We start from the raw sequence: 12324 nt of genomic DNA on the forward strand, positions 1-12324 counted from the left end.
CCCCCGCACTCCCCTGACCGGCCCGCCGCCAGAAAGCGCACCCGCCATGAACACTCCTGCCGAACAGCCGTCCGTCCTCTTCGTCTGCGTGCACAACGCCGGGCGCTCCCAGATGGCCGCCGCGTTCCTCACCCACCTCGCGGGCGAACGCGTCCAGGTGCGCTCCGCCGGGTCCGCCCCCGCCACGACGGTCAACCCTGCCGTCGTCGAGGCCATGGCCGAGGTCGGCATCGACGTCTCCGCCGAGGTGCCGAAGGTGCTCACGGTCGAAGCCGTGCACGCCTCGGACGTCGTCATCACGATGGGCTGCGGCGACACCTGCCCGGTCTTCCCCGGCAAGCGCTACCTCGACTGGCAGCTCGCGGACCCGGCCGGGCAGGGCGTCGCCGCCGTACGGCCCATCCGCGACGAGATCGAAAAGCGCATCCGCGGCCTGATCGACGAGATCGCCCCGGTGGGCCGAGCATGAGCGCACCGTCCGTCGTACGCGTCACCGCCATGGGCCGCGAGCACGCGGACGAGGTCCTGACGATCTACCGACTGGGCATCGACGAGGGCGACGCCACCTTCGAAACGGCCGCGCCCACCTGGGAGCACTTCGACGCCACCAAGCTGCCCGACCACCGGCACGTCGCCGTCGACGACTCCGGCCGGGTGCTCGGCTGGGTCGCCGCGGTGACGGTGTCGGACCGGTGCGTCTACGTCGGGGTGGTCGAGCACTCGGTGTACGTCCACCCCGACGCCCGCGGCCGCGGCGTCGGCTCGGCGCTGCTGAGCGCGCTGATCGCGTCGACCGAGGCAGCGGGCGTCTGGACCATTCAGTCCGGCGTCTTCCCCGAGAACACTGGCAGCCTGGCCCTCCACCGGAGGGCCGGCTTCCGCGTCATCGGCACGCGCGAACGCATCGGCAGGCACCACGGGGTGTGGCGCGACGTCGTACTGATCGAGCGTCGCAGCCCTGTTGTCGCATAGGCGTCGCAGGCCGGCCTCGACGCCTCACCCGACCTTTCCGAGGCTGTCGTCGGCCTCGCCGCCGAAGAGGTCGTCGTTGCCGGTGTTGCCGTCGAGTTGGTCGTTGCCGCTGCCGCTGCCGCCGAAGACGCCGTCGCGGCCGCCGAGGATCCTGTCGTTGCCGTCGCCTCCGAAGGCGACGTCGTTGCCGTCGTCGCCAGAGATGTCGTCGTCGCCGTCGCCGCCCTTGAGGCCGTCGAGCGAGCCGCGGACAACCGGAGTGCGGCGGCGGGCGGCGGGCGGCGCCGCCAGTACCGCCGCCGCGACCCCGACCGTCATGGGCACTGCCGATGACGGCGGGAGCGGTGGGCGGTCGATCAGAACGAGAACTCTCCGCCGTAGTCGCGGATGTGGTCGCGATACACGGTGTGGTAATGCACCTGGCTGCGGTAGATCACGCCGTTCTGACAGACGAACTCGACCCAGACGCCGGGCCCGTCGATGCGGACGTAGTCGCCCTGGCTGCTCAGGGCGGAGCTGCCGGAATACGCGATGTAGGTCGCGTCGAGTTCCGACTGGTACGTCGCCAGCAGCGAGGCGGCGGTCGTGTCGTCCGCCACCTGCACCCAGGGCGTCAGCGCCGCGAGTACCAACTGCTGCTGGGCGGAGGTCAGTTGGCTGACCTGAAGGCCCTGCTTGGTGGTCGGGAAGGCGCCGTCCTTCGCCGGGCCGAGCAGCACGTCGCTGAACGACTGGGACAGCTTGGCCTGGGCCAACTGGGTGGTGCTGAGGCTGCCCAGCATGGCGAGCATGCCGTCCCGCATGCCTTTCAGCGGCGCGTACGTGGCGCCGTCGCTCCCGGTCCAGCTGGACGGCTCCACGCCGACGAAGTACGGGGTGGCGCCTTCGACCTGACCGTCGGCGTAGGTGAGGTTGACGGCGAGGTGGTGGCCGCCGAAGTGCAGCTGCCAGGTGCCGGTGGCGCTGGGCGTGCCCAGGAAGGCCAGGTAGTAGTTGCCGCTGCCGTAGCCGCTCGCGCTCTTGCCGAGGACGTCGTCGGCCGCGAGGATCTGCGAGACCTGGTCGTAGCCGGTGCCGCTGCCCGTGCCGGTGGCCGCCTTGACGACCGCCTTGGCTGCGGCCAGTTGTGTGGTGCTGAGCGTGCTGAACTGGATGCCGACCCGACAGGACGAACCGCAGGGCAGGTTCGACCAGGCCGTGGCGTTGGCCTCTGTGAATCCGAGGAGCACCTTGCTCTTCTGGGTCGTGCTCAGCGTGGCCAGGAACGTGTTCGCCGCGGTGACCACGTCGGAGACGGATGCGGTCGAGACGGCCGTGGCGGCCGACGCGCCGGACACGGACTCGGTCGGGGCGCTCGCGGCTTCGGCGTGCGCGTAGACCCCGCCGAGGGCGAAGGCGGTTCCTGCGGCGCAGGCCACGCTCACTCGCCTCCACCTGCCCAATGACCCGCGCCGGGTGATGTCTTCTGACACCGTGCCAGTCCCTTCGGAAGTAGGATTGTGGGGGACTTCCTCCTCCGTCACCTCCGGACACCATTGTCATGCACCAGACAATGACGGAGCGGGGTGCAGTCGACCAGCCGACGCTGTGGATTGCATCGCCAAACGCTGGGAGTGACCTGTCAATTGTTTGCAGTGGGAAACTCTGGCCGGATTCCGTCAGCGGGCGTCGGCCTTTACCCGCGCAGCCAGTGCCCGCGCCCGCGACGAGCCGGACGACTCGGCCAGGACCGCCAGGCGCCGGGCGCTGTCCTCCCATGCCGGACGGTAGGCACCGTCGTGGGCGGTGAGGCGCCGGTACGCCTTGGCCGCCACGAAGCAGGCTTCCGCGGCAGCCGCGGGGTCAGGCTCGAACGCACCCTCGGGATCGCATAGTTGCTCCGCAATCCGGCGCATCCCCGCGGCAAGAGCCTCCAACCGGCCGGGCTGCACCCCCTTGAGCTCCAGCGCGACGGACGCCCAGCGCAGGCACTCCGCGAGGTCCCCGCGTACGTTCAGGTGCACTTCGCACAGGCGGAACACGGCGTCCGGGTGGCCGGCCCCGGCGGCCCGGGTCCACCACCCGAGAGCGGCTTCGTGGTCGTCCCGCTCCCAGTGGAGCACCCCGAGGTGGTAAGCGGCATGGACCTCACCCGACTCCGCGCCCGCGCCGATCCGGTGGATGGTCGCCGTGTCCGGCCCCGACGACGTCTCGCCGGCACCACGGCGGATCACGGTCGAGGCCACGGACGAGAGGCAATCGGGCCCGGGCCCCGGGTCACTCGGCCGGCAGGCACTCCCGCATCGCCTTGGCGGTCGTAGCCGGGTCGTAGTTCTCGGGGACGCCCTCGACCAGGATGATGTCGCCCTCGATGTGCCGTGAGCGCAGTGGTGCGATCTCCTGGTACGCGGGAGAGTCCCACCAGGCCCGCGCCTCGGCGATCCCGGGAAAAGCGATCACGGTGCTCGCCCGGACGGAGGGCGCGGGCGGCCCGGTCACGCTGTTCCCCGTGACCGACGTCGCCGTCAAGGGCGGCGACGCCTCGGTGCACAAGCAGGCTGACGACGCCGCGACCGCGCAGCGAGTGTGGTGGTGGCTGAGCGCCGGTGTCCCGTTGGGTCTGCTCGCCGTCGCCGCCCTGCTGACGGCCCTCGCGATCCGGTTCGCCCGCCGCCGGGTCGCCGGCCGCAGTCCGGCCGAGGACGGGTCCGAGGGTGCCCCGGCGCCGACCGACTGACGCCACCGTCGACAGCCTCCCGCGCACCGCGCGGACGGCATCAGCGAGGCAGGGTGACGAGCCCCGTCTCGTAGGCGGTGATGACGAGTTGGACCCGGTCCCTGGCGCCCAGTTTGGTGAGCAGGCGGGAGACGTGCGACTTGGCGGTGGCCACCGTGATGTACAGGTCCTCGGCGATCTCGGCGTTCGACCGGCCGCGACCGACCAGGGTCAGTACTTCCCGTTCCCGCTCGGTGATGCCCTCGACCGGCCCTGGGGAGTGCACCGGGACCGGCGCCGGGCGCCCGGCGAAGTCCGCGAGCAGACGACGCGTCACACCCGGCGCGATCAGTGCGTCGCCGGCGGCGACCACACGGATCGCCGCGAGGATGTCGTCCAGCGCCATGTCCTTGACCACGAAGCCGCTCGCGCCGGCCCGCAGCGCGCCGTAGACGTGTTCGTCCTCGTCGAAGGTGGTCAGGACGAGCACGCGGGTGGCCGCCGGACCGGACGTGATCAGGCGGGTGGCCTCGATCCCGTCCATGCCAGGCATCCGGATGTCCATGACCACTACGTCGGGGTCGAGGTCGCCGACCAGACGAACGGCTTCGGCGCCGGTGGCGGCCTCCCCGACGACCTCCAGGTCGCTGTGATCGGCCATGAGCACGCGCAGACCGGACCGCACCAGGGGCTGGTCGTCGGCGAGCACGACCCGGACGGTCATCGGGTTTCCACCGCGACCGGGACGGGTGCGGGCAGCGGCAGCCGGGTCGCCACCCGGAAGCCGCCCTCGGGACGCGGTCCGGCGCTGAGGTGGCCGCCCAGCAGGCCGGCCCGCTCGCGCATCCCGATGATGCCGAAGCCGTGCGCCGGGCCGTGGTCGGCGGCGCCGTGCCCGTCGTCGACGATCTCCACGGACAGTTCCTCGTCCCCGTAGTCGATGGCCACCCGGCAACGCCCGGTGCCCGCGTGGCGGACCACGTTGGTCAGCGCTTCCTGCACGATGCGGTAGGCGGACAGATCGATGTCGGCCGGCACCGGGCGCCGCTCCCCGGTGCGGTGCACGTCGACGTGTACTCCCGCACCCGCGGTCGCCGCCGCCAGCCGCTCGACGTCCGCCAGCCCCGGCGACGGCGCGAGTGACGGCTGCTCCGTCGTGGTCGTTTCGCGGTCGGCCTGACGGAGCGACACCAGGGTGCGCCGCAGCCCCGACAGGACCTCTCTGCTGGTGGCCTCGATGGCGTGAAGGGCCTCGCGCGCCTGTGCGGGCTGCGTCTGGATGACCCGGCTGCCCACCCCGGCCTGGATGGCGACGATGCCGATGCTGTGCGCGACCATGTCGTGCAACTCTCTTGCGATCCGCAGCCGTTCGGCGATCACCGCCTCGGCCACCTCCTGTGCCCGCAGCTCCACCGCGTGCTCGCGGCGCTCGCGAATCAGCAGGCCGGCCAGGCAGGACGCGGCGAGCGCCAGGACGGAGATCACCTCGTTGACGGCCAGCGCGTCCCCGTGCGAAAAGGCGCCGATCACCAGGAGTTGCACGGCGAATGACACGGACACGGCCGCGATCGAAGCGCGCCGTAGGCAGGTGGCGACGACAAGACCCAGCACGAGGTCCACCGCCAGATACGACAGGAACTGGCCCTGGTACGACGTCGCCAGGCTCTCCTGGCCCGAGCTCGGCGGGCCCACCACCACGGCAGTGGAACCGAGGAGAGCCAGGGACAGGGCAAGCAACGGCATCCGCCGCACCACGTCGGCGAGCAGGGTCACGGCCAGCAGCGCCCCGACCCCGTGGGCCGTGCCCGACGCCCGCGGCGCGGCCCCCACCAGCAGGCCCACCACGAGGAAGTAGGAGGCACCCCCCGCCCAGGCCATGGCCTTGGTCCTCGTCATCGGCGGTGTGCCCTCCCGGGAGCAGGGCCGCGGAGCGCAACGCGCGCGGGCGGAGGAGCAGTTGTCGTGGGGTTCACGCCGCGAGACTAGCCGGGCCGGCACCCGCGTGGCATTGGCCCGGGGACGTACGACCACGGGTGGGTACGGGCGCACGATTGCCGACCACGGCCCCATGCCCGGACGGGACTCCTGTCGGCAGTGTGGATGCCGTGATCGAAGTCAGCGAACTCACCAAGCGCTACGGCGGCAAGACGGCCGTCGACCATCTGTCCTTCACCGTCCGGCCGGGCCAGGTCACCGGGTTCCTCGGCCCCAACGGAGCCGGCAAGTCCACCACCCTGCGGATGATCCTGGGCCTGGACGCGCCCACCACCGGCACCGCCACCGTGGCCGGCGTTCCTTTCCACCGCCACCCGCGCGGACTGCGGTACGTCGGTGCCCTCCTCGACGCCGGACAGGTCCACGGCGGCCGCACCGCCGCGGCCCACCTGTCCGCTCTGGCCCGCGGCAACGGCATCCCGCGGCGCCGGGTGGACGAGGTGCTCCAGGAGGTGGGGCTGGCCGAAGCGGCGAAGCGCCGCATCGGCGGATTCTCGCTCGGCATGAAGCAGCGGCTGGGGATCGCCGCCGCCCTGCTCGGCGACCCGCCCGTGCTCATGTTCGACGAGCCGGTCAACGGGATGGACCCGGAGGGCGTCCTGTGGGTACGTCGGCTCTTCCGGCGCCTGGCCGCCGAGGGACGCACGGTCTTCCTCTCCAGCCACCTGATGTCGGAGATGGAGAACACCGCCGACCAGCTGGTCGTCATCGGCCGGGGCCGCCTCATCGCCGCCGAGCCGCTACGGGACTTCGCGGCGCGCGGCACCCGAAGCAGCGTCGTGGTGGGGACACCCCGGGCCGCCGAGCTGACGGCCGTACTGACCGCGGCGGGCGCCTCGGTCGAGCCGGAGGGCTCGGCGGGAGCCGAGAAGCTCGCCGTGACCGGGCTCCCGGCCGTCCGGATCGGGGCGCTGGCCTTCGACAACGGCATCCGGCTGGACGAACTGACCACCCGTACCGCCTCGCTGGAGGCCGCCTTCATGGAACTGACCGCCGACAGCGTCGAATACCCGGCAGGACACCCCCGATGACCACACTCGTCTCCCTCTCCCCGGCCACCCCCGTCGCCGGACCGCCCGCCCGCTTCGGCGACCTGCTCGCCGCCGAGTGGATCAAGACGCGGTCCCTGCGCTCCACCCCGTGGACGATCGCGCTCACCCTGCTGTTCGTCCTCGGGTCCGCCGCGGTGTCCACGCTCACGGACGAGGCCGCGGGCTCGGGCACCGCTGATTTCCGGCCCTTCGACGCCTACCCGGCGGCCGGCTGCTGGAGCCTGATGCTCGTCGCCGGCAGCATGGGCGCCCTCACCGTCGTGAGCGAGTACAGCAGCGGCCTGATCCGCACCACCACCGTGGCCGTCCCGGCCCGCGGCTCGGTCGTACTGGCCAAGGCGGTCGTCACCGGCATGCTGTGGACCGCGATCGGCACGGCCACCGCCACCGGTTCCCTCCTGGTCTCCCAGGCCATCCTGGCCGGGCGTCATGCCGCCGTACCGATCACCCACCCCGGGGTGTTCCGCGCGCTGGCAGCATCCGCGTCGCTGGCTCCGGTCTGCGCCCTGGTCGGTCTGGGCCTCGGCGTTCTGCTCCGGCACGCCGCCGCGACCATGGTCACCATCGTGTTCGCCCTGCTGATGCTGCCCACCATGTTCTCGGAGAGCCACCGCTGGTCGGCGGACGTCAAACACACGATGGTGTCGGCCGCCTGGAATCGTCTGGTCCAAACCTGGGAACCGGACCCCGAGTCCCTGGGCTACACCGCCACGGTCTCCGGCTCCTGGATCGTGTACGTGCTCTGGCCGCTGGTCGCGGTCGCACTCGCCGTGTTCGTCGTGCGGCGCCGCGACGTCTGAGCGTGCCTCCAGGCCGGGTTCTCGCTGCTCGTTGCCGCCGCAGGTCGGGTCGGGGAGTGCTGCCAGGGGCGGTGGGCGATGGGGTGGACGGCCGCCCCTGGCAGCGGACGGGGCCCGGCACGGGTACGGCGCCGGGGTGTCGCGGTGTCTGCGCGGTTCGGGAGGGATCGTTCAGGAGGGGCGGTTCATGTCCGGAATCGTGATGGCGATCGGCTGCGCCTCGTTGAGGAAGAGCAGCACGAACTGGCGCAGGGCCTCCTCCAGCGTCCAGGCGATCGCCGGGATCGCGGGAAGGGGGATCAGTCCCTCGCGGAAGGCCACCAGGAGCGGCCAGGCGGTCGCGATCAGGGGTTCCAGGATGGGTTCCTGGGAGAGGCCGATCATGTTGCCGATCCGGTCGCCGAGCGTGTACCTGGAGAACGCGCTGATCAGGGGCCGGGTCAGACCGAGGTCGAGTTGCGCCACGATGCCCAGGAGGACCTCGGTCAGCGCCTTGCCCTCGGGGCTGGCGGCCAGCACCGGGTCGAGGATCTGCCGGGACTGGGCGTTGGCCGCGTCCCAGGAGGCCGGGACGTACTCGTCACGCACCCCGAGCATATGGGCGCTGACCTGCCACACGTGCAGATACGCCTCCGCGTCGTCGGCACTGACCCGGACACCCCACTCTTTCATCTTGCGCATGACAAACGTGGCGAGACTGTGCCAGGTGACCAGGATGTCGGCCTGGCTGATCGGTATCGTCTGGCCGCCGCTGGTCTGGGTCCAGGCCGGGGACTGCGGCAGCAGATGGCGTACCGCCGCGTGCACCATCCGCGTCTTCACCGCGGTCACGATCATCGAACCCTGCGGCAGATAGGCGTCCGTGGCCCCGATGTCGTAGCCGAGTTTCGCCGTCTTGGCGATGCGGTCCTTCATGTCGGCGCCGCCCTTGGAGTAGTAGACGGCGCGGGCCTCCCGGGGAATGGCGGTGCTCATCAGGCCGCTGCCGAGACCGTAGAGCGCTCCGATGTAGATTCCCTTCTTCGAGTTGATCCGGGAGGCGCGGTCGAGTTTGACCGGGTCCGCCCAGGACGGCAGTTGGCGGGCGTAGTCCATGAACTCCCTTAAGTCCGACGGGAGTCCGGCGGGCGGCGCCTGGTCGTTGCGGGTCCAGGTGGCCAACCGCTCGTTGATCGCCGCCACGTTGCCGCGGTCGAGCACGGCCGCGAGCACCGGGTCGGCCTCCTCGTCCCACACCCACTGCGGGTCGACCCCCGATCCGGAGCCGGCCACCGACGTGTCCGGCGCCCACGTCCACAGGGACCGGGCGTTGGCGGGCGTGGCCAGGCTCAACGCCCCGAGGGCCCCCAGGGCCCCTCCCGACATCAACATCTTGCGCCTGCTGATCGCGTCCATTGCGCTGAACTCCTCCTAGAGTTCGGTGGCTTGAGTCCCGGGGCTCCGTAGCCGCAGAGCTTGAGCCCCGGGGCTCCGCCGGCCTGCGCGCGCCATGCAACCCTTGGGCCCCACGGCTACTTGATACGATGAAACAGATCGAGGATCCTCGTATCATCAGGGGAGCACAAGCTGCGCTGGAGCGCCAGAGTCTTCACCGAATCAGGGAGGCACTTGTGGACTCGGGCGTCCCGGCAGTCACGGGACGGGGCCTTCAGCGCGCCACGCGATACCGGACGTAGACGAACTTCGAACCGAAGGTGCGGGTCTCGACGAGGTCGAGGTCCACCCGGCGCTCGTCCCGGGGAAAGAACGGAATGCCACCGCCGACCAGCACCGGGTACACCACGGTCCGGTACTCGTCGATCAGACCCGCCGCGGCCGCCTCTGCGGCGAGAGTAGCGCCGCCGATCGCGATCTCACCCTCCCCCGGCTCGGCCCGCAACCGCTCGATCTCCTCCGCCACGCTGCCGGAGGCCAGGCGGGCAGTGCCCTGCACCTCCGACAGCGTGGTCGAGAACACCACCTTCGGGAGCGGCTTCCAGAGCGCGGTCCACTCGAGCTGGGCTTCGTCCAGCGACTGATCCTGCTCGGCGGTCTCCCAGTACAGCATCGCCTCGTACAGTCGTCGTCCCAGCAGGTGCACGCCGACGTCACGAATGTCGTCGATCCAGAAGCGGAAGACCTCGTCGTCGGGCTCCGACCAGTTGAAGCCACCGTCCGGCCCGACGATGTAGCCGTCGAGCGAGACGCTCATCGAATAGGTCACACTGCGCATCAGAAAACCTCCTCGGTTGCGGATTCGACCGTAAGACCGCCGGACACCGCGGGACTCATCGCGGCTCGCGGCACACCCGGGTCGACCACCCGTCTGACGTCCGAGCGCCGGAAAGGATCACCGGCCCGCATAAATCGCTGGTGCGCGATCCGGTGGCGCTTGTACGTTTGTCATCGCGACCGCGCCTCCGATGCGCTCGGCTGCGGCTACTTCCTTTCGAAAACCAAGTGACGCCGCCGCCACCTCTGATCTCGGCAGGCGCGGGCGCCTTCGCCCGTCGAGCCTATTGGCCGGGGCCGTCCAATCCGTTGAATCCGGGGGGATTCGCTGCCTCGTTACGCCCCACGCGTCTCCAAGATCTGGTCCGAGATGCTCGTGACCCCGCACATCTCGGCGGCCGCCCGCTCCCTGACCCCACCACGGGTCGAGCACCAGGGCACACCGCACCTCCGCACCTACGAGGGAGGCCAGGCCTTCGTCCGGGAGCCCCATGAGGAACTCTTCCTCCTCGCCGTCGGCAACTTCGTCTCCCAGCAGACGTTCTACGAGGGCGGCGCGGAGCGGGACGACCGGTACGTCCGTCTCGTCGGTGAACTCGCCCTCCAGGACCCCGAGTGGACGGCCGGACTGCTGCGCTGGCTGCGCGGCGAGGGCAACATGCGCACCGCGTCCCTGGTGGGCGCCGCCGCGTACGTGCACGCCCGGCTCAAGGCCGGGGAGTCCGGGGGCCCGTCCAACCGTTCCGTGATCGACTCGGTGCTCCGGCGTGCCGACGAGCCCGGCGAACTGCTCGCCCACTGGATCTCGACGTACGGACGGAACGTGCCGCAGCCGGTGAAGCGGGGCGTCGCCGACGGCGTACGCCGTCTGTACACGTCCCGGTCCCTGCTCAAGTACGACACCGCGTCCAGGGATCTGCGCTTCGGCGACGTGCTCAACCTGGTGCACGCCTCCCCCGACCCGGACAAGCCCTGGCAGGGTGCGCTCTTCCGGTACGCCCTGGACCGCCGCCACCATCCGGAGCAGGCGGTTCCGCCGACCTCCGACCGTCTGCTGACCGCCCACCGGGCGCTGATGGAGGCGGCTCCGGACGAGCGACGTGCCTTGGCGACCGGACCCGGCGGCTCCGAACGGCTGACCGCGGCGGGCATGACGTGGGAGGTACTGGCGGGTTGGCTCCAGGGACCGCTGGACGCCGCTGTCTGGGAGTCCGTGATCCCGGCGATGGGGCCGATGGCGCTCCTGCGTAACCTGCGGAACTTCGACGAGGCGGGGGTCTCGGACGAGGTCGCGGCCCAGGTCGCCGCCCGGCTCTCGGACGCCACCGAGGTGGCGCGGTCCCGGCAGTTCCCCTTCCGCTACCTGGCCGCCCACCAGCATGCGCCGTCGCAGCGCTGGGCGGCCGCGCTGGAACAGGCACTGGCCCACTCCCTGGCCAACGTGCCGTCCCTGCCCGGCCGGACCCTGATCCTGGTGGACCGGTCCGACTCCATGTTCTGGGACACGGTATCCGAGCGGTCCAAGCTGACCCGGGCGGACGCGGCGGCCGTGTTCGGGACCGCGCTGGCCATGCGTGCCGAGCAGGCGGAGCTGGTGGAGTTCGGCTGGAGGAGCGCGGAGGTCCCGTTCCAGGCGGGCGAGCCGGTACTCGACGTGCTGAAACGGTTCCACAGTCTTGGCGGCACCCACACCACGAAGGCGGTGCGGACCCATTACCGGGAACACGACCGGGTCCTGATCGTCACCGACGAGCAGGCCGCCCCTTACGTCGCCGCCAGACGTCCCAGACCTGCCGGACCTGGCGACCCGGTGCCGCGCCGCATCCCGGTCTACACCTGGAACCTTGCGGGATACCGGCCCGCCCACGGCCCGACGGGCCGGCACCGGCACACGTTCGGCGGCCTCACGGACGCCGCGTTCCGGATGGTCGGCCTGATCGAGGGCGGCCGCGAGGCCATCTGGCCGTGGACCGCTGAGCCGGCCTGACCCGTGCGGTCACCCCGCGGCCGGTGAAACACGGCGCGGCACGCGGGGTGGTCGGCAGGCGGGGTCCGGTCCGAGGGTCTAGGCCCTGTCGTCGAGGGCGTGTTCTTTGAGGAACGCGCCCGCATGGGCTGCCGCTTCCTCCGCGGTCGCATAACACGTCCCGTCGGCGACCGGGTTTGATGTGCCGTCAGCACCCCTGCCCGTCCATTCCCAGCCCCCGGAAGACGCCTGCACCAGCTCGGCAGTCCCCCCGAACAGCGCGAGCGTGCTCCTGCCCGCTGTCGCGGGCGCCGGGCGGCTGACGGCGTCGGGCCACTTCTTGCGGGCACCCTGCCGGGTGATCCCCCAGACAGCCCCCAACTGCTCGTAGTTTGCGCCGTAGGAGCCCGCGGTTGCCGCCGCCTGCGCAGTCAGGCGCCTGGCCTCGACATCCATCACCTTCCACGCGGCCAGGACGGACAGTGCCACTTCGACGGGATCCGCCTCCCACATGCGGTCCACGGGCTGCCCGGTCTCTCGGGAGCGAATCGCCGAGGCCAGTGGATTCAAGGCGCCGTACAGGGCCTTGTCGAGTTCCGCCTGCTCTTCCGGGGTGAGTTCAAAGACCGTCAT

General features: G+C 71.1%; 14 protein-coding genes and 1 pseudogene. 6 read left to right on the plus strand and 9 right to left on the minus strand.

Going from position 1 to position 12324, the window contains the following annotated elements; genetic code table 11:
* Nucleotides 1-46: 46 nt before the first annotated feature.
* Both FNH09_RS02695 and FNH09_RS02700 read left to right on the plus strand, forming a co-directional pair.
* Nucleotides 47-469: an arsenate reductase ArsC gene (locus tag FNH09_RS02695; protein ID WP_152884699.1), complete on the plus strand. Its 423-nt coding sequence runs from the start codon at nucleotides 47-49 to the stop codon at nucleotides 467-469.
* On the plus strand, nucleotides 466-972 hold the full coding sequence (locus FNH09_RS02700) for a GNAT family N-acetyltransferase (RefSeq protein ID WP_152884702.1): 507 nt from the start codon (nucleotides 466-468) through the stop codon (nucleotides 970-972). The genes FNH09_RS02695 and FNH09_RS02700 overlap by 4 nt, the downstream gene beginning before the upstream one ends.
* A 24-nt stretch (nucleotides 973-996) precedes the next feature.
* Here the strand turns inward: FNH09_RS02700 and FNH09_RS49425 are convergent, their stop codons facing one another.
* The 4 genes and pseudogenes from FNH09_RS49425 to FNH09_RS02720 all read right to left on the minus strand — a co-directional run.
* The gene (locus FNH09_RS49425; RefSeq protein WP_152884704.1) at nucleotides 997-1290 is read right to left on the minus strand and encodes a hypothetical protein; all 294 of its coding nucleotides are present in this window, start codon (nucleotides 1288-1290) and stop codon (nucleotides 997-999) included.
* Nucleotides 1291-1328: 38 nt separating this feature from the next.
* Complete coding sequence (locus FNH09_RS02710; protein ID WP_338017446.1) at nucleotides 1329-2396, minus strand: DUF3500 domain-containing protein; 1068 nt, start codon at nucleotides 2394-2396, stop codon at nucleotides 1329-1331.
* Between the two features lie 234 nt (nucleotides 2397-2630).
* The gene (locus FNH09_RS02715; protein WP_152884707.1) at nucleotides 2631-3197 is read right to left on the minus strand and encodes an SEL1-like repeat protein; all 567 of its coding nucleotides are present in this window, start codon (nucleotides 3195-3197) and stop codon (nucleotides 2631-2633) included.
* A 31-nt stretch (nucleotides 3198-3228) separates the two neighbouring features.
* Nucleotides 3229-3420 (minus strand): annotated as a pseudogene (locus tag FNH09_RS02720) (DUF1330 domain-containing protein); the annotation flags it as partial.
* Nucleotides 3421-3460: 40 nt separating this feature from the next.
* Between FNH09_RS02720 and FNH09_RS02725 the strand changes: the two are divergent.
* On the plus strand, nucleotides 3461-3688 hold the full coding sequence (locus tag FNH09_RS02725) for a hypothetical protein (protein WP_162468024.1): 228 nt from the start codon (nucleotides 3461-3463) through the stop codon (nucleotides 3686-3688).
* Between the two features lie 40 nt (nucleotides 3689-3728).
* On the opposite strand, the gene FNH09_RS02730 is transcribed toward FNH09_RS02725, so the two are convergent.
* Nucleotides 3729-4391, minus strand: coding sequence for a response regulator (locus FNH09_RS02730; protein WP_152884713.1), 663 nt, complete (start codon nucleotides 4389-4391; stop codon nucleotides 3729-3731).
* The gene (locus FNH09_RS02735; RefSeq protein WP_152884715.1) at nucleotides 4388-5563 is read right to left on the minus strand and encodes a sensor histidine kinase; all 1176 of its coding nucleotides are present in this window, start codon (nucleotides 5561-5563) and stop codon (nucleotides 4388-4390) included. Before FNH09_RS02735 ends, FNH09_RS02730 begins: the two co-directional genes overlap by 4 nt.
* Before the next feature lie 209 nt (nucleotides 5564-5772).
* Between FNH09_RS02735 and FNH09_RS02740 the strand changes: the two genes are divergently transcribed.
* A complete protein-coding gene (locus FNH09_RS02740; protein ID WP_338017447.1) occupies nucleotides 5773-6693 on the plus strand; it encodes an ABC transporter ATP-binding protein in 921 nt (306 codons plus the stop codon).
* Nucleotides 6690-7514: an ABC transporter permease gene (locus FNH09_RS02745; RefSeq protein ID WP_152884720.1), complete on the plus strand. Its 825-nt coding sequence runs from the start codon at nucleotides 6690-6692 to the stop codon at nucleotides 7512-7514. Before FNH09_RS02740 ends, FNH09_RS02745 begins: the two co-directional genes overlap by 4 nt.
* 171 nt (nucleotides 7515-7685) lie before the next feature.
* Here the strand turns inward: FNH09_RS02745 and FNH09_RS02750 are convergent, their stop codons facing one another.
* Together FNH09_RS02750 and FNH09_RS02755 are read right to left on the minus strand one after the other, a co-directional pair.
* Nucleotides 7686-8909 (minus strand): oxygenase MpaB family protein, encoded by a 1224-nt coding sequence (locus FNH09_RS02750; protein ID WP_152884722.1) that lies wholly within the window; start codon nucleotides 8907-8909, stop codon nucleotides 7686-7688.
* 253 nt (nucleotides 8910-9162) lie between these two features.
* A complete protein-coding gene (locus tag FNH09_RS02755) occupies nucleotides 9163-9726 on the minus strand; it encodes a dihydrofolate reductase family protein (RefSeq protein ID WP_152884724.1) in 564 nt (187 codons plus the stop codon).
* Nucleotides 9727-10095: 369 nt separating this feature from the next.
* Between FNH09_RS02755 and FNH09_RS02760 the strand changes: the two genes are divergently transcribed.
* On the plus strand, nucleotides 10096-11712 hold the full coding sequence (locus tag FNH09_RS02760; RefSeq protein ID WP_152884727.1) for a TROVE domain-containing protein: 1617 nt from the start codon (nucleotides 10096-10098) through the stop codon (nucleotides 11710-11712).
* Nucleotides 11713-11790: 78 nt separating this feature from the next.
* Here FNH09_RS02760 and FNH09_RS02765 read toward each other — a convergent pair whose 3' ends face one another.
* Nucleotides 11791-12324, minus strand: coding sequence for a hypothetical protein (locus FNH09_RS02765; RefSeq protein WP_238426416.1), 534 nt, complete (start codon nucleotides 12322-12324; stop codon nucleotides 11791-11793).

The sequence above is a fragment of the Streptomyces adustus genome, from assembly GCF_009377175.1.
GTDB classification, from domain to species: domain Bacteria; phylum Actinomycetota; class Actinomycetes; order Streptomycetales; family Streptomycetaceae; genus Streptomyces; species Streptomyces adustus.